Source organism: Micromonospora sp. NPDC093243, from assembly GCF_044753725.1.
Lineage (GTDB): Bacteria > Actinomycetota > Actinomycetes > Mycobacteriales > Micromonosporaceae > Micromonospora.
In genome coordinates this window covers 737,348-754,039 of the sequence record NZ_JBIVNT010000003.1, presented here as the reverse complement: position 1 = coordinate 754,039, position 16,692 = coordinate 737,348, and the positions used below count along the sequence as shown (strand labels likewise).

General features: G+C 74.9%; 14 protein-coding genes. 5 read left to right on the top strand and 9 right to left on the bottom strand.

Translation table 11 applies throughout. The annotated features are described in order from the left end of the window. Positions 1–73: 73 nt before the first annotated feature. The 4 genes from ACIP9D_RS13090 to ligD form a co-directional block, all read right to left on the bottom strand. Positions 74–1,069 (bottom strand): ABC transporter ATP-binding protein, encoded by a 996-nt coding sequence (locus ACIP9D_RS13090; RefSeq protein ID WP_350875225.1) that lies wholly within the window; start codon positions 1,067–1,069, stop codon positions 74–76. A gap of 1 nt (position 1,070) precedes the next feature. Then, the gene (locus tag ACIP9D_RS13085) at positions 1,071–3,776 is read right to left on the bottom strand and encodes an FtsX-like permease family protein (RefSeq protein WP_350875223.1); all 2,706 of its coding nucleotides are present in this window, start codon (positions 3,774–3,776) and stop codon (positions 1,071–1,073) included. Positions 3,777–3,816: 40 nt separating this feature from the next. Then, a complete protein-coding gene (locus tag ACIP9D_RS13080; protein WP_350875221.1) occupies positions 3,817–6,957 on the bottom strand; it encodes an ABC transporter permease in 3,141 nt (1,046 codons plus the stop codon). 262 nt (positions 6,958–7,219) lie between these two features. Continuing rightward, complete coding sequence (gene ligD / locus ACIP9D_RS13075) at positions 7,220–8,248, bottom strand: non-homologous end-joining DNA ligase (protein ID WP_350875219.1); 1,029 nt, start codon at positions 8,246–8,248, stop codon at positions 7,220–7,222. Between the two features lie 47 nt (positions 8,249–8,295). Here ligD and msrB point away from each other — a divergent pair, with 47 nt between their 5' ends. Then, positions 8,296–8,700, top strand: a complete 405-nt coding sequence (gene msrB / locus ACIP9D_RS13070) for a peptide-methionine (R)-S-oxide reductase MsrB (RefSeq protein WP_350875217.1) — start codon at positions 8,296–8,298, stop codon at positions 8,698–8,700. 118 nt (positions 8,701–8,818) lie between these two features. On the opposite strand, the gene ACIP9D_RS13065 is transcribed toward msrB, so the two are convergent. From ACIP9D_RS13065 to ACIP9D_RS13055, 3 genes are all read right to left on the bottom strand, one after another. After that, positions 8,819–9,400, bottom strand: coding sequence for a DUF305 domain-containing protein (locus tag ACIP9D_RS13065; protein ID WP_350875215.1), 582 nt, complete (start codon positions 9,398–9,400; stop codon positions 8,819–8,821). Positions 9,401–9,471: 71 nt separating this feature from the next. Continuing rightward, positions 9,472–10,209 carry a lytic polysaccharide monooxygenase gene (locus ACIP9D_RS13060; protein ID WP_350875213.1) on the bottom strand — a complete coding sequence of 246 codons (738 nt, stop codon included), beginning with the start codon at positions 10,207–10,209 and terminating at the stop codon, positions 9,472–9,474. 105 nt (positions 10,210–10,314) lie between these two features. After that, complete coding sequence (locus tag ACIP9D_RS13055) at positions 10,315–10,590, bottom strand: isoamylase early set domain-containing protein (RefSeq protein ID WP_350875211.1); 276 nt, start codon at positions 10,588–10,590, stop codon at positions 10,315–10,317. A gap of 160 nt (positions 10,591–10,750) precedes the next feature. Between ACIP9D_RS13055 and ACIP9D_RS13050 the strand changes: the two genes are divergently transcribed. The 4 genes from ACIP9D_RS13050 to ACIP9D_RS13035 all read left to right on the top strand — a co-directional run bounded on the left by ACIP9D_RS13050 (position 10,751) and on the right by ACIP9D_RS13035 (position 13,906). Then, positions 10,751–11,011 (top strand): Prokaryotic metallothionein, encoded by a 261-nt coding sequence (locus tag ACIP9D_RS13050; protein WP_350875209.1) that lies wholly within the window; start codon positions 10,751–10,753, stop codon positions 11,009–11,011. 179 nt (positions 11,012–11,190) lie between these two features. Beyond that, the gene (locus ACIP9D_RS13045) at positions 11,191–12,216 is read left to right on the top strand and encodes an EamA family transporter (RefSeq protein WP_350875207.1); all 1,026 of its coding nucleotides are present in this window, start codon (positions 11,191–11,193) and stop codon (positions 12,214–12,216) included. A 37-nt stretch (positions 12,217–12,253) separates the two neighbouring features. Beyond that, positions 12,254–12,706, top strand: coding sequence for a GNAT family N-acetyltransferase (locus ACIP9D_RS13040; protein WP_350875205.1), 453 nt, complete (start codon positions 12,254–12,256; stop codon positions 12,704–12,706). A gap of 126 nt (positions 12,707–12,832) precedes the next feature. Continuing rightward, positions 12,833–13,906 carry a lytic polysaccharide monooxygenase gene (locus ACIP9D_RS13035; RefSeq protein ID WP_400449850.1) on the top strand — a complete coding sequence of 358 codons (1,074 nt, stop codon included), beginning with the start codon at positions 12,833–12,835 and terminating at the stop codon, positions 13,904–13,906. Between the two features lie 675 nt (positions 13,907–14,581). On the opposite strand, the gene hemQ is transcribed toward ACIP9D_RS13035, so the two are convergent. Both hemQ and hemG read right to left on the bottom strand, forming a co-directional pair. Beyond that, on the bottom strand, positions 14,582–15,283 hold the full coding sequence (gene hemQ, locus ACIP9D_RS13030; protein WP_350875203.1) for a hydrogen peroxide-dependent heme synthase: 702 nt from the start codon (positions 15,281–15,283) through the stop codon (positions 14,582–14,584). Beyond that, positions 15,280–16,689, bottom strand: coding sequence for a protoporphyrinogen oxidase (gene hemG, locus ACIP9D_RS13025; protein ID WP_350875201.1), 1,410 nt, complete (start codon positions 16,687–16,689; stop codon positions 15,280–15,282). Before hemG ends, hemQ begins: the two co-directional genes overlap by 4 nt. Positions 16,690–16,692: the final 3 nt, after the last annotated feature.

Below are 16,692 nucleotides of genomic sequence, written 5' to 3'. Positions count from 1 at the left end.
GACACCTCCCCTCGGTGAGTGCCGGCAAGAGGCTCGACCGCACTGCGCCTGATGATTCGCTCGCTACGCACGCTCATGCTTCCGCCTCCCGTTCGGCGCGGGCCTGGTCACCGGGCCGCACCTCAACGTGGTCCGGCTCCAGGTTGAGCCGAACCCGGTCCCGCATCGCCAGCGCCTCGACGAAGGCGGCCGGCAGCTGCATCCGTCCGGTCCGGTCGAGCACCGCGTACTCCTCGCTGACCAGCTCGGTGTTGCCGTCCGCGCCGATCCGCGCGGTCCGGCGTACCTCCGAGGCGGTCCGGCCGTCGCGGATCGCGACGGTCCGCCGGACCTGGCCGGCCACCGCCTGGTCGTGGGTGACCACGACGATGGTGACGCCCAGTTCGGCGTTGATGGTGCGCAGCGCGGTGAAGACCTCCGCGCCGGTGGCCTCGTCCAGCTCGCCGGTCGGCTCGTCGGCGAAGAGCACCTCCGGGTCGTTGGCGACCGCGACCGCCACCGCGCAGCGCTGCTGCTCGCCACCGCTGAGCTGCCCCGGCCGCCGGTCGGCGCAGTAGCCCACCCCGACCATGTCGAGCAGCTCCCGGGCCCGCTGCCGCCGGGCCCGGCCGCCGCGCCGGCCGGCCAACTGCATCGGCAGCTCCACGTTCTCCAACGCGGTCAGGTACGGCAGCAGGTTGCGGCCGGTCTGCTGCCAGACGAAGCCGACCTTCTGCCGGCGGTAGCTCAGCCGCCGGCGGGCGGAGAGGTTCAGCAGGTCGTAGTCGGCCACCCGGGCGATGCCGGCGGTCGGGGTGTCCAGCCCGGAGAGGATGTTGAGCAGGGTGGACTTGCCGGAGCCGGAGGCGCCGACGATCGCCACGAGCTCGCCCCGGTCGATGACCAGGTCGAGTCCCTGCAGGGCGACCACCTCCACCCCCTCGGTCTTGAAGATGCGGACCAACCCGTCACAGACGATGTGGCCGCGCAGCCGGTCCCGACCGCCGGCCCGCTCGGCCGCGCGCTGCGCGGCCCGCTGTTGCAGGGCGGCCAGGTCCGGTACGGCCGTTGTCTCGGCGGTAGCGGTCATCTCAGCTCTCCTCTCCGAGCCGGAGCACCTCACCGAGGCGCAGCCGGCGGTTGTTCAGGGCCTCGACGGCGATCGCGAAGCCGAGGGCGACGGCCCCGAGCACGACCACCGCGGCCACCAGACCAGGCTCGAACGCCACCCGGACCGGGATGCCGCTGGTGAAGGCGGACAGGCCGAGCAGCGGGGTGAGCAGCAGCGGGAGCAGCGCACCCACCACCGCGCCGGTGAGCACCGCGACACCGACCAGCGGGGCCAACTCGACCAGCAGCAGGCCCCGCCACTGCCGGCGGGACAGGCCGAGGGTACGCAGCCGGGACAGCACCTGCCCGCGGGCTCGCGCCCCGGCGAGCACGGTGAACGCGATGGCGAGCAGGCCGAGCACCGTTCCGCCGGCCGCCCCGGCGACGAAGGCGAAGACCAGCAGACCGTTCACGCCGCCCCCGCCCACCTGCCGCCGCGCCTGCTCCCAGGTGAGCACCTCCACGCCGAGCGGCCGCTCGCCGCCGGTGACGATCCCGCTGTTCTGGAACCGGGACTGGCCCTCGTCGCCGACCCGCCGCAGCGTCTCGGTGTCGAGATCGTCGCCGGCGACCAGGAAGCCGGTCGGCGCCGGGGCGTTGCTCCGCTCGGGCAGCGCCTGCCAGGGCAGGATGACGAAGCGGTTGGTCTCCGGTCCGAGCAGCGGGAAGTCCGCCACCGCTTCGGCCACCCGGAACTCGTAGCGCAGACTCTGTATGCCGATGAAGGCGGAGCCGTCCAGACCCTCGTGGGCCAGGTCGGCGGCGAGCGCCGGAGAGACCAGTGCGGGCACCGGGCCGCCCGGACCGCGCGGGGTAAGCAGCGCCTCGGGCACCGACACATCGGTGCCGCTCTGCCGGGCCAGCCGTTGCAGCGCCGGACCGTCGACCAGCAGCACGGTGGCCACGCCGAGCTGAGCGTCCGTACCGTTCGCGTCCGTCAGCAGGCGCTGCCCCGGCTGGTAGGCGACCGCCGCTGCGGCGCTCACCCCGGGTAGCTCCTCCAGTTGGGTCCCGGTGTCCGCGGCCAGCCGGTCGCCCTGGATCAGGGCGTCCGCGGGGACCGACCGGGTCGCGGCCCGGTCCCGGCTCGTCTCGACGCCGGCCGCCACCACCGCGCAGAACGCCGCGGTGGCGATCGCCAGGACGACCACGACCAGTGGGGTGGCCGCGACCGACCGGCCCGCCCGGGCGGTGCCGAGGAAGGTGACGCTGCCGCGGGTCCGGGCGGCGAGCCGACTGGCCAGCCGCAGCGGCCACGGGTACGCACGCAGCGCCAACACCGCCGCCGCGACCGACAGCAGCACCGGCACCGAGAGCAGCAGCGGGTCGAGTTCGCCGAGCGTGAGGCCCCGGCGCCTCAGCAGGACGACCGCCAGCCCGGCCAGCAGGAGCAGGCACACCTCCACCAGCACCCGGCGCGCGGAGGGGCGGAGCCGGATCAGGTCGCGCCGGCCGGTGTCCCCGGTGCCGACGGCGAGGGCCGCCACCGGCAGGGCCGACGTGAGCAGCACGGTTGCGGCCACCGCGACTGGCAGGGTGCCGCCGGACGGGCCCGGGACCAGCCCGCCGAGCAGCCACCCGATCGCGGCGGCGGGCAGGACGACCAGCAGCGACTCGGCCAGGCTGCGGCGCACACCGGCGGTGGTCGCCCCGCCGCGGGCGCGCAGCAGGACGAACTCGTGGCGTCGGCGGCGCACCGCCAGCGTGGCGGCGAGCACGACCAGCCCGGCCAGCGTCGCCAGGACGCCGGCCCCGACGACCGCGAGGATGGTACGGGCGGAGGCGAGCGCGGCGGCGAACGCCCGCAGCGGCACGTCCACGCCCTGCACCAGGTTCCGCCCCTCCGGGGCGGTCCGGGACATCTCCCCGATGCCGTCGATGAGCTGGTCCAGTCGTCGCGCGTCGATGCCGTCCACCCCCAGCCGGTAGCGCCAGCTGAACCGGGTGGGCCATCCGGCGGCGGCCTGCCGGTCCAGCGCGGCCGGGTGGACGACCCCGACGGCGTCGAACGGCTCGCCGTCGCCCCGCGGCTCGGTGACCCGCAGCGTCTGCGGCAGGGTGTCCCAGATACCGGCGGCGCGGTCGCGGGGCTGGAACACGCCCACCACCGTGATCGCGGTGGCCGGGCCGCCGGCCAGGCGTTGCAGGGAGGCCAGGCGCAGTCGGCTGCCGACCCGCAGGTTGAGCTTGCGGGCGACGTCGTCGGCCAGCGCCATCTGCACCGGCTGCCCGGCCGCCCCACCCTGCGGCCACCGACCGTCGAGGAGCGTGCCGGCCTCCTCGACCCCCGGCATCGCACGCGGGATCAGGTCGACCAGGAGGTTCTGGGCCGCCAGGTCCGGGCCGGTCAACCGGCCCGGCTCGCCGTCGGCGACGTACCACCGTTCGTCGACGAGGTCCCCCACGATCGGTGGCATCCGGGACTGCAGCGTTGTGAGTTCCCGCTGCTGGGCCTCGATGAGGGAGGTGCCGTTGTTCGCCGCGGTGAGCGGTTCGGTGGAGTAGGTCAGGTCACGCTGCGCCGGCGGCGCGGCAGCCAACTGTTCGCGTAGGCCCTGCTCGGCGAGCCGGTTCACCGCCCGGGGCACGCCGCTGATCAGCAGCGTGACGACTGCCGTCAGCGCCGCCAGGAGCAGGAACTGCCCGCCGTACGCCCGGACCCGGCGGGCGACCGCGCCGATGCTCATCGCGCCACCCCCGCGCGTCCGGTCCGTCCGCTGCACCCGGTCACCGTTCTCCCCCGATCCGAAGCTGTGCCGCCGCCACCCGGTGCCGGATGCCGACTGCGATGAACGCGCTGCAGGCGAGCGCCGCCAGCAGCAGGCCGAGGGCGGTCAGCCCGATCGGCGTCCAGGGCAGCGTGAAGGCCGCCTCGGGCACCGGCCGGCCGGCGGCCGGCGTGAGGATGACCAGCGGTGCCATGGTCGCGCCCACCCCCGCACCCAGCAGCAGCCCGACGCCGACCCCGATCCCGGCCAGGAAGGTCTGCTCGGCCAGCAGCGCCCGGGCCAGCAGCCGCGGGGTCGCGCCGAGCGTGTGCAGCACGGCGAACTCGGACAGCCGGTGCCGGGCGGTGGCCCACACGTCCACCATCAGCCCGACCAGGGCCAGCAGCACCGACCCGAGCGCGGCGGCGAGCAGCGCGGTCCGCGCCCCCCGCCAGTACGGGTCCCGGGCGGACGCCTCGGCCACCTCGTGCCGGTCGACGACGGTCGTCTGCGGCAGCTCGGCGACGGCGCGCAGCGCCGCGGCGTGCCCGCCGTCGTCGGTGCCCAGCCACCACTCCGGCACCGGCCGGACGGTGCCCTCGGCCCGGATCAGCCAGTCCACCGCGGCGGGCAGGTCGAGCAGGATGCCGTTGCCGGCGGTGGTCGGCACCGATTCGATCTCCCCGACCAGCTTCACCGGCACCGACGCGCCGGAGAGGGCGAGGTTGACGGTGTCTCCGGTGCGCAGGCTCAGTGCGTCGCGGACCGCCGGGGTCATCAGCGCCGGCACCGGCGGGCTCTCGCCGGTGGGCACGACGGCGAACCGGGACGGCGGCTGGAACGCGAACCGGCCGCCCGCCATCAGGTTGACCTGGTACTGGGCGCTCAGCCCGGTGGGCGTGGCGGACAGCTTCGTGACGCTACGGGGGTCGCCGTCGGTCGCCGTCCACGCGTCACCGAGCTGGAGCGGCTGTGCCGCGCCGTCGGCGCCGACCCGCCGCAGGTCGGTCACGTCGAGCTGGTACGCGGTGCCGGCCGCGACGCCGCCGTCCGCCTCGAACCCGGCCAACCGCAGCTGGCCACCGACCTCGGGCAGCGTGACCCGGAACGGGACGGCCCGGCCGCTGCCCGGGGCGGTGACCGCCGGCAGTCGGAAGGCCAGGCCGTCCGCCCGGGTCAGCAGCATCGAGACGGCGATCTGCTGCGGTTGCACCGCGTCCCGCACGGGGGTACGCACGGTGCCGGTCAACGCCCGGGTGCCGGCCGGCAGTTCGACCCCGGCGAGGGCGCCGCGCTCTCGGGCCAGCCGCTGGTACAGCGCCGACACCGGCTCATCGGCCAGCCGGTCGCTGAGCCGCACCAGCCCGGCCGCGTTCGCGGTGTCCAGGCTGACCACGGTCGTGGACAGGCTGTCGCGGCCGAGGCGGATCTCGTCGCGCCAGGCCGGCAGCACCTGCTGCACGCCGGGCAGCGCGGCCAGCTCGCCGGCCCGGCCGAGCGGCGCGACCCCGGCGCGTTCGGTCAGCCGTAGGTCGGCGCCGACGCTGTGGCTGGCCTGCTCGACCTGGGACCGTTCCCCGGTGCTCACCAGCGACCAGGCGAGGGTGCTGCCACCCACGGCGAGGGCGAGCAGCAGCACCGGCCCGGCGTGCGGGCGCCGGCCGGCCTGCCACATGCCGAACATGGTCGCCGTCCAGAGCCGACGGTTGACGAACCGCTCGGCGAAGCGGGTGGCCGGCGGGAGCAGCCGCAGCGCCACCGCCGCGCCGGCCAGCACGCCGAGCGTGGGCGCGGCGACGAGCAGCGGGTCGAGGCCGAGGCGTTCCCCCGCGCCGGCCAGCGGTGAGTCGTACTGCCGCAGCTGCACCCAGGCCAGCACCGCGAGCGCGACCAGCGCCAGATCGAAGCTGGCCCGTTGGACGGCCGCCGCGCGGTTGGGCCGGGACCGGGCCGCCATGTCGGCCACGTAGGTTCCCGCCCCTCGAAGGGTGGGTGCGACCATCGCGACCAGGCAGCCCGCCGCGGTGGCCACGGCCACCGCCCAGAGCAGGGTCGGGTCACCACCGGCGAGGGTCAGGCCCTCGGTCGAGCCGGCGTCGACGTGCCGCAGCGCCTCGCCGGCCAGCAGCGGCCCGAGCAGGGCGGCCGGCAGCACGACGAGGGTGGCCTCCCGCGCGGTGAGTCCGGCCAACTGCCGGCGCGCCGCGCCCCGGGCCCGCAGCAGCGCGGTCTGGCTGCGCCGGTCCTCGTGCAGCAGCGCCGCGACCAGCACCAGGGCGTACCCGCCGAGCACCACGATCAGCAGCAGCGGGGTGGCCAGGGACGAGCGTCCCACCAGGTCGGCCCGGGCGGTCCGGTCGAACAGCCGGTTCATCGCCGTGACGGCCTGCGCCGAGGAGCCCAGACCGGCCGCCTCGGGCACGTCGGCGATCGCGGTGTTGACCGTCGCCCAGAGGTCGGGCAGCCGGTCGGCCGGTACAGCCGTGAGGTCCGGCTCGACGACCCAGGCCGCGGAGACCGAACCCGGGAAGGTCACCGCGAAGTCGGCCGGGTCCAGCACGAACGGTCCGTACGACGTGGTGGACTCGGCGGCGCTGCCGGCGCCCACGCCGGGCGCCAGCCGCCAGTACGGGTCGGCGGCGTCGCGCGGCCGCCAGGTGCCGGCGAGCAGCAGTTGGCTGGGCCGACCGGAGCGGCGGTCGAGCATCGGCACCCGGTCGCCGGCGGTCAGCCCGAGCGCGCCGGCGACCTTCTCCGGCAGGGTGACCTGCAGCGGGGTCGCCTTCGGGCTGGGCCAGGCGCCGGCGGTCAGCTCGGCGTGCGCCGGCAGGTCGTCCAGGGTGGCGAGGTTCGCGAAGATCGGGTCGTCACCGCTCCGGCTCACCGAGCCCAGCGAGCCGGTGAGTTCCCGGCCGCTGCCGTAGCGGGCGCCGTCCACGGCGACCGGCGTGCCGCCGAAGCCGGCGGTGAAGCCGTCCCGGACGGTTTGGTCACGACGGGCGAACTCGGCCGCGTCCTGGCCGCCGGAGCCGCTCACCAGCAGGCTGCGCTCCTCGACCGGGGCGCCGGCGAGCAACGCCTTCTGGCCGGCCGTCACCGAGCGGCGGCTGTAGTCGGCGAGACCGGTGACCAACGCGACCGCGACCAATGCGGCTACCACTGCCGCTGCAAGCAACCCCCGTGCCTCGCGGGCCCGCCTCCACACCAGCTTCATCCGACGCCCTCCCCTGGCCCCGGTCGGGCCGACGATCAGGGAGAGCGGTCACGCGCCCGGAAAGGTTCGCGCCCGTTACTTGATCGTTATTCCGGTATGGAGCCGGCGGGCGGCCGTGCGTAACCGGCGTCACCGGCCGCGCGGCGTCGGCGCGACGGTCGGCCACTCGGTCGGGAACCGGCAGCCGGCCTGGTGAGCGGGCGGGGTGTCAGCGGGGGCGGTCGCGGTCCCGGGAGGGTTGGACCCGCTTCGGTTCACCGGGCATCTTGGGGTGATCCGGTGGGTAGGGCAGGTCGCCCTGGCCGGCGGCGGCATCGCGCTCGGCCCACTCGAGCAGCGGGGTGATGTCCCACGGGGTTTCGTCGATGTCGGCGTGCGGGTCACCCCGCTCGGCCAGCCGGCTGGGGACGCTGCCCAGGTCGAAGTCGTCCGGGTCGACGTCGGGCAGCTCGTCCCAACTGACCGGGGTGGAGACGGTGGCCCGGGCGTTGGCCCGCAGCGAGTAGGCGCAGGCGATGGTCCGGTCGCGGGCCATCTGGTTGTAGTCGACGAAGACCCGGCTGCCGCGCTCCTCCTTCCACCAGGCGGTGGTGACCAGCTCCGGCCGGCGCCGTTCGAGCTCGCGAGCCAGCGCGATGGTGGCCCGGCGCACCTCGACGAACGTCCAGCGGGGGTGGATGCGCAGGTAGACGTGCATGCCCCGACCGCCGGAGGTCTTCGGCCAGCCGGTGGCGCCCAGCTCGTCGAGCAGGGCACGCAGCTCACCGGCGGCCTGTGCCGCGTCGGCGAAGTCGGTGCCGGGCTGCGGGTCGAGGTCGATGCGCAGCTCGTCGGGGCGGTCGACGTCGGCCGCGCGGACCGGCCACGGGTGGAACACGACGGTGCCCATCTGCGCGGCCCAGGCCACGTGCGCCAGGTCGGCCGGGCAGAGCTCGGCCGCCTTGCGGCCGCTGGGAAAGCTGATCTCGGCGGTCGACAGCCACGGGGGCGTGCCCCGGGTGGGCACCCGCTTCTGGAAGAACATCTCCCCCTCGATGCCCTCGGGGAACCGCTGCAGGGTGGTGGGTCGCTCGCCCAGGGCGCGCATGATCCCGTCGCCCACGGCGAGGTAGTAGTGGAAGACGTCGGCCTTGGTGAAGCCCCGCTGCGGGAAGATCACCCGGTCCGGGCTGGTCAGCCGGACGGTGCGCCCGGCGACCTCGATCTCGGTGACGCTTGCCTTTGTGGTGCCGCCCATCTGGCGACCATATGCGACGGGTGCGACGTCGGGCGTACCGTTGGCGGGTGAGTCTTGACGACACTGAACTGCCCCGCACCGAGGAAGAGTGGCGGGTCCGGCTGACCCCGGAGGAGTTCCGGGTGCTGCGCGAGGCCGGCACCGAGCGCCCGTGGACCGGCGAGTACGTGGACACGAAGACGCCGGGGGTCTACCACTGCCGGGCCTGCGGGCTGGAGCTCTTCTCCAGCGACACCAAGTTCGACTCGCACTGCGGCTGGCCGAGCTTCGACGACGCCATCCCGGGGCGGGTCAAGGAGATCGAGGACCGCAGCCTCGGTATGGCTCGCACCGAGATCCGCTGCGCCCGGTGTGACAGCCACCTGGGGCACGTCTTCCACGGTGAGGGCTTCACCCCGAAGGACACCCGGCACTGCGTGAACTCGGTCTCCATCCGGCTGGAGCCGCGCTGACCGTAGGGCTCGCCGAGGTCGGCCGTCCGTCGGCGTCGTCGTCGTCGGCCGCCGCTGACCGGCCGCCGCTGACACCGGCTGCTTGACCGGCCGCCGCTGACCGGCACCGCAGCGCCGGTCAGCCGGCGGTGGGCGCCGCCATCAACCGCACCTCGGCGCTGCGGGACTGCTCGATGCGCTGGGCCAGGTCGCGGATCCGGGGGTCGGTGCCGCCGGCCAGGTGCGCGCGGGCCAGGTCGGCCGCCGCCCGCTGGTGGGCGGTGAGCACCTCGCGCAGCACCCGGTCGACGTCGGCGCCGGTGGCCGTCCGCAGCCGGGCGAGCTCGTCAGCGGAGACCCCGTGCCCGTCGTGCACGTGCCGCCCGGAACCGGCCGGCGGGCTGGCGGCGGCGAGCCACGCGCGCATGGTGGCCAGTTCGTCCGCCTCGGTCGCGTCGATCGCGGCGACCAGGGTCCGCAGCTGCGCGTCGGTGAGCCGGTCACGGACCAGCCTGACGATCTCCAGGGTCTGCTCGGTGTGCGCCACCATCATGGTCAGGAAGAGCACGTCCAGGCCGCTCGGCGCGGTCGCGACGGCGGACGGGGCGGACGTGGCGGACGTCGGTGGCGGCGACACCGCGGGCGGCGACGCCGGGCCCGCGGCGCAGCCGGCGGACAGCAGCAGGGCGACGAGCGGCGGCAGCACCCAGCGGCGGGTCATGCCGTCCTCCGAACTCCGGCGGGAGGGAACGGGGGCGCGGCCCGATGCCGGGACGAGCCGCGCCCGTACGGTCAGAGCTGGCTCCAGAGCGCCGGTACGTTCGGCGGCTCCCAGCCGGCGATGGCGGTGTGCGCCTGCCGGCAGCGGTAGCTCCGCCCGCCGTAGGTGACCTGGTCGTTGACCTGGTAGGCGCGGCCCGCCGTCCAGGTGCCGCCGGCCGGTGGGTTCGTCGGCGTGGGCGTCGGCGTCGGGGTGGGCGGGGGCGGCGGCGGAGTGGTGGGCGGCGGCGTCGACCCACCGCCGCCGATCTGCAGGTCGATGCAGGAGTAGAACGCGTTGGCGGTGTCCGCGATGTTCCAGATGGCGAGGACCTTCTGCCGGCCGGAGAAGCCGCCCAGGTTCACGGTGTGCGACACGGTGGCGCCGGGCTGCTGGCCTCCACCGTTGACGACGGCGACGCGGGTGTTGCCGATGTAGTACTCCCAGTTGCTGGTGGCGTGCCGGGCGGTGTTGACCCAGGTGAAGGTCACGGTGCTGCCGACCGAGGTGGCCGGCCAGCCCCGGCTGTCGTCGTTGAGCACGGCGAAGTGGGCGATGTTGGCGTGGCAGTTGCGCAGCCCCTTCGGGCCCTCGACGCTCTGCGGCTCGTACTTGATCTGGCCGCAGTCCGGAACCCGGTTCTGCGCGCAGAGCGCCTGCCGGCTCGCCGGCGAGGACACGTAGCCGTGTGCCTGGGCCGGGGCGGCGATGGCGAGCGAGGACACGACGGCACCCGCCGCCACGAGCGGGACGGTGATTCTTCGACGCATGGTGGCACCTCCGTTGCCTGGTGACGATGCCCCCAACATAAATTAAACTTTATTAACAGTAAAGACCCCTGTCGATAAAAGACATCGGTAATCACAGATGCGATGTCAGAGCACCAGGGTGCAACCGCGCTCGTCGACCCGGTCGGCCGTGTCGTCGTCGAGCCAGACCCCGCCGGTGGCCAGGTAGCGGAACCGGTACACGCCGGGGCGGAGCCGCACCGTCACCGTCCGGGTGCCGTCCCGGCGGGCCACCAGCTCGTGCCGGCCGGGCTCCCAGTCGTTGAAGCAGCCGACCACGCTGACCGCGCCGGGCGGGGTGTCCCGGGGCAGGCAGAAGGTGATCCGGGTCAGGTTGCCGAAGAGCTTGTTGCGCTTGATCACGGGGGGACCTCCAGCGGGCTTCGGGGTCGTCACCAGGCCTAACGGCAGACACGCCGGTGCCGACACGCCGCACCGGCCGGACCGGCTTACGGCATTTCGCCCGCCCGAGACCAGGAGTGGCGCAGGCTGGGGGCACATGTACTGATTCGGGGGGTTTCTCGTGGCAACCTGTGAGAGCTGCGGCAACGACTACTGGATGTCGTTCGAGGTGCGCACCGTCAGCGGCGACGTGCACACGTTCGACAGCTTCGAGTGCGCGATCCACCGGCTGGCGCCGATCTGCGAACACTGCGAGATCAAGATCGTCGGGCACGGCGTCGAGGTCTCCGGCCGGTTCTTCTGCTCCGGGCACTGCGCCCGGGCCGTCGAGGGCGCCCAGGGTGCCGAGATCCGCGACGCGGTCGGCGCCCGCCCCGCCTGAGACGGCAGCCTGGGGTACGGTCGTCCGATGCGGCCGTTCACGGGCGTTCTGCCCCCGCCGCGCTCCTGACCGGAGCGCCGCGCCTCCGACCGACCGGTTGACCCGGCTCGGTCACCTCGCCGTACGCGCTCCGCCGACGTGGTCCCCAGTCCGCGGTTCACCCCTTTCGGAGCGCCCGCATGTCCTCTCGTCGTACGCCGTCCGCCCGTCGCTCGGCGGCCACCCCCGGCGCGCACGTCCGCACCGGCCTGATCCAGATCACCGTCACCGGAGTGCTCTGGGGCACCACCGGGATCGTCGTGCACCTCGTCCACCACGGCACCGGGCTGAACCCGGTGGCCATCGGCTTCCATCGCCTCGCGATCGCCGCGCTCGTACTCTCGGCCTTCGCCGCGACCCGGCTGCGGCCGATGCTGGCCGCGCTGCGCGCGGCACCGCTACCGCTGCTCTTCACCGGCGTCGGGCTCGGCCTCTACCAGGCGCTCTACTTCGCCGCCGTGGCGCTGGCCGGGGTCGGCGTGGCCACCGTGGTCAGCCTCGGCCTGGCCCCGGTGCTCACCGCGGCGTGGGAGTCCGTCCGCGCCCGGCGGATGCCCGGGCCGCTCCGGCTGGGCACGCTGCTGGCCGCGGTCGCCGGTCTGGTCCTTATCACCGGAGCCGCCACGCAGCCCACCGCGGCGGCGCCCCGACCGCTGCTCGGACTGCTCGCCGCGGCCGGGTCCGGGCTCGGCTACGCCGCTACCACCATCGTCAGCCGGCACGTCTCGCAGCACACCGCGCCGATGACGCTGACCACCATCTCCACCACCGTCGGCGCGTTGGCCCTGGCACCACCTGCCCTGGCCGTGGGCCTCACCGTTCCGGCCCGCCCCGAGGTCGTGGCCCAACTGCTCTACCTCGGGGTGGTCACCACCGCGCTGGCGTACGCGCTCTTCTATGCCGGGCTGCGCACCACCGAGGGCAGCGTCGCCGCGGTGCTGACGCTGGTGGAGCCGTTGACCGCGGCGGCGCTCGCCGTCGCCCTGCTGGACGAGCCACTGCCGGCCCCGGTGATCATCGGCGGGGTGCTGCTGCTGGCCGCGGTCGCGGCGACGTACCTGGCGCCGGAGCGACCCGCGGCGCCACCGCCGTCGCCGGCCACGCCGCCCGGCCGGCTCGCCGCCGTGGGGCGCGAGGGCGGCGAGGGCCCGGGCGTCGCGACGTAGCGTCGGGTCGTCCGCGACGGCGGCCTACCATCGCAGGATGCCGTCGCAGACGATCGAGGTACGCACCGCCGCCTTCGCCGACCTCGACACCCGCACCTTCCACGACCTGCTCAAACTGCGGATCGACGTGTTCGTGGTCGAGCAGGACTGCCCCTACCCGGAACTCGACGGGCGGGACGTCGAGCCCGGCACCCGGCACCTCTGGCTCACCGGCGGCGACGGTCCGCTGGCGTACCTGCGCATCCTGGCCGACCCGGGCGGCGTGGCCCGCATCGGTCGGGTGGTGGTCGCCCCGCGGGCCCGTGGCGGCGGGCACGCCGGCCGCCTGATGGCCGAGGCGCTGGCCGTGGTGGGCGAGCGTCCCTGCGTGCTGGACGGGCAGTCCTACCTGGTCGACTTCTACGCCCGGCACGGCTTCACCGTCGCCGGCCCGGAGTACGTCGAGGACGGTATCCCGCACATTCCGATGCGCCGGGAGCCCGGCCATTGACCGATGCCGATAGATGTGGGAGTCTGCCCAGCGGAGCCAGCATGAGAGCCGCGTGAGCGCGGGCTCGGGAGGGGCAACTCCCGGCCGTCCGGGCGTCGTCGTCCGACCTCTCCCCCGGGGGCCCTCGTGTCCACTGCACTCCGATCACCCCGCATTCTCTGGCTGCTCGCCGTCGCGGCGACCGCCATCCTGCTGCTGACCACCGCCCTGGCCCGACCCGTCTCCGCGCACGGGTCGGTGGTCGACCCGGCGTCCCGCAACTACGGCTGCTGGCAACGCTGGGGCAGCGACTTCCAAAATCCCCGGATGGCCACCGAGGATCCGATGTGCTGGCAGGCCTGGCAGGCCGACCCGAACGCCATGTGGAACTGGAACGGCCTGTTCCGCGAGGGCGTCGCCGGCAACCACCAGGCGGCCATCCCGAACGGCCAGCTGTGCAGCGGCGGCCGCACCGCCAGCGGGCGCTACAACGCCCTCGACACGGTCGGCGCCTGGAAGACCACGCCGGTCGCCAGCAACTTCCGGGTCCGCTTCTTCGACCAGGCCAGTCACGGCGCCGACTACATCCGGGTGTACGTGACCCGGCAGGGCTTCAACCCGCTCACCGAGCCACTGGGCTGGGACGACCTGGAACTGGCCGGCCAGATCGGCAACACCCCGGCGTCCCAGTGGAAGCCGGAGACGGGCGGGGTGTCGATCGAGATTCCGGCCAGCGCGCCGGGTCGTACCGGCCGGCACATCGTCTACACCATCTGGCAGGCCAGCCACCTGGACCAGTCCTACTACCTGTGCAGCGACGTCGACTTCTCCGGCGGACCGACCACCCCGCCGCCGACGACTCCCCCACCGACCACGCCCCCACCGACCACGCCGCCGCCCACCACCCCGCCGCCGGCGGGGGCCTGCACGGCGACGTACCGGGTCACCGGGCAGTGGACGGGCGGCTTCCAGGGTGAGGTCCAGGTGACCGCCGGCGGCTCGGCGCTGCGCGGCTGGTCGGTGAGCTGGACGTACGGCAACGGCCAGCAGATCAGCTCGGCGTGGAACGCGACCGTCTCGACCACCGGGTCACTGGTCACCGCGCGCAACGTCGGCCACAACGGCAGCCTCGGGGCCGGGGCGAGCACCACCTTCGGCTTCCTCGGCTCGTGGAACGGCAGCAACCCGGCACCCGCGCTCACCTGCACCGGAACCGGCTGACCTCCATCGGGTCCCCGTCCGGGGTCGCGTCCCACTCCCTCCGGGCGCGGCCCCGGCCGGCCCGGTGCCGGCGCGAAACGGGACGGCGGAGGGCGGCGCCGACCAGCCGCGGCTGGCGGTCATGACGCGAGGGCGGCTCGACGGCGACGACCGGCTCCCCGCCCGAGCGGACGTCCTCCGGTCGCTGTCGAACTGCTCCAGATATGAACCGGGCCGCGAACGGTCCAGAGCGCCCCAACCAGCGGGCCAGGACCCGTCCGGACCGGCGGCCGGCGGCCAGCGGCCGGCGACCAGCGACCGGGCGACCGGCGACCAGCGGCCGGGCGACCAGCGACCGGCGGTCGGGCGATCAGCGGCCGGGCAACCGGCGACCGGCGACCGGGCGACCAGCGACCAGCGGCCGGGCGACCAGCGGCCGGGCAACCGGCGACCGGCGGCCGGGCGACCAGCGACCAGCGGCCGGACGGTCGGGCGGTCGGGCGGTCGGGCGGTCGGGCGGTCGGGCGGTCGGGCGGTCGGGCGGGTCGGGCGGGTCGGGCGGGTCGGGCGGGTCGGGCGGGTCGGGCGGGTCGGGCGGGTCGGGCGGGTCGGGCGGTTCATATTTGGAGCAGTTCGACAGCATGGCGAGGCGGACCGCCGCGCTGGCCCACGTCCCGATCTGGGCCGGCTTCGTCGTCAGACCAGGCAGTTGACGATGTCGGCGACCGAGCGGCGGCGGCCCGTGTAGAACGGGACCTCCTCGCGTACGTGCCGACGGGCGGCCGAGGCGCGCAGGTCACGCATCAGGTCGACGATCCGGTGCAGCTCGTCGGCCTCGAAGGCGAGCATCCACTCGTAGTCGCCGAGGGCGAACGAGGCGACCGTGTTGGCGCGCACGTCCGGGTAACCGCGGGCCATCTTGCCGTGCTCGGCGAGCATCTCGCGCCGCTCCGCGTCGGGCAGCAGGTACCACTCGTAGGAGCGGACGAACGGGTAGACGCAGATGTAGTGGCGGGCCTCCTCGCCGGCGAGGAACGCCGGGATGTGGCTCTTGTTGAACTCGGCGGGCCGGTGCAGGGCCGTCTGCGACCAGACCGGGGTCAGCGCCCGGCCCAGTGTGGTGCGGCGGAAGCGCAGGTACGCGTCCTGCAGGGCGTCGCTGGACGGCGAGTGCCACCAGATCATCAGGTCCGCGTCGGCGCGCAGGCCGGCCAGGTCGTACGTGCCGCGGACCACCACCTCCTTGCCGGCCAGCTCCGCGAAGAGGCCCTCGACCTCGTCCGTCACGTTGTCCCGCAGGGACGGAAGCGGGCTGCTGGCCCGGAACACCGACCACATCGTGTAGCGGATGCTCTCGTTCAGCTCCCGCAGCCGGGCCGCGTTGCTCTGCTCCGTCATGTCGCCGATCCTCCCCGTGCAGTGATGATCTCGTCGGCCGCCGTCTCACCCGAGCGGACGCAGACCGGGATGCCGACCCCGTCGTAACCGGCGCCGGCCAGGGCCAGGGTCGGATGGCCGGCCCGCAGCGCGGCCCGGACGCCGGCCACCCGGTCGGTGTGCCCGGGCGGGTACTGCGGCAGCGCCCCGCCCCAGCGCTGCACGTGCCCGTCGACCGGTGCGGGCAGCGGGGCGCCGAGCACCGCCGACAGTTCGCGGTGCACGGTGGCCGCCAGGTCCTCGTCCGGGCGTTGGAGCTGCGCCTCCTCGCCGTACCGGCCGACCGAGGCGCGTACCAGGGCCAGCCCGTCGGGGCGGCGCAGGTGCCCCCACTTGGTGGTGAAGAAGGTGGCCGCCTTGATCAGCAGACCCTCGGTGCCCGGCACCAGGAAACCCGAGAGCGCGGGCAGCTCCGGCGCGGGCAGTGCCAGGGTCACCAACGCGACGCTGGCGTAGTCCAGCCCGCCCACGGCGCCGGACAGCTCCGGTGCCGGCCCGCCGAGCAACCGGGCGGCCGGCCGGGCCGGCACGGCGAGCACCACGGCGTCGACCTCGACGTGCTCCGGATCCCGGGTCGGGCCGACGGTGAGCCGCCAACCGGTCGGCGTCGGGCGCAACTCGCGGACCGCCGCGTCCCGGCGGATCGTCGCCCCACTCTCCCGCTCCGCCGCCTCGACCAGGGTGCCGAGCCCGCCGACCAGGGTGCCGAAGACCGGGGCGCCCGGGGCGCGGGGCGCGGCAGCCTGCGCGGCGCGGACCGCGGCGACCAGGGTGTGCTCCACCCGACCCGCCCGGGCCAGCGCCGGCATCGTGGTGACCAGGGAGAGATCGTCGGCGCGGCCGGCGTACACCCCGCCCAGCATCGGGTCGACCAGCCGCTCCACCACCTCGTCGCCGAACCGGGACCGGACCAGGGCGCCGACCGACACGTCCTCGTCCGGGCCGAGCAGCGGGCGGCCGTCGTCCCGGTCGGCGTCCGCGTCCGGCGTCGCCACCGTGGTCACCTTGGTCAGGTCACCGGGTACGCCGACCAGGGTGCCGCCCGGGATCGGCCGCAGCCCGCCGTCGACGGCGAGCGCGGCCTGCCCGACGGTGGGGTGGACGATCCGGTCCGCCAGCCCGAGCCGGCGGGCCAACGCCACCGCGGCCGACTCGCCGCCGGCCGGGTCGCGCATCAGGAAGGACTCCGCGCCGAACTCCACCGGTTGACCGGCCAGCTCGCCGGTGCGCAGCTTGCCGCCGAGGGCGCCGGACTGCTCGTACACCGTGACCTCGGTGCCGGCCGGGGCGCGGTCGCGCAACCGGACGGCCGCGGCCAGCCCGGCGATCCCGCCGCCGACCACCGCCACCCGCCAGGGCCGCTGCATGTC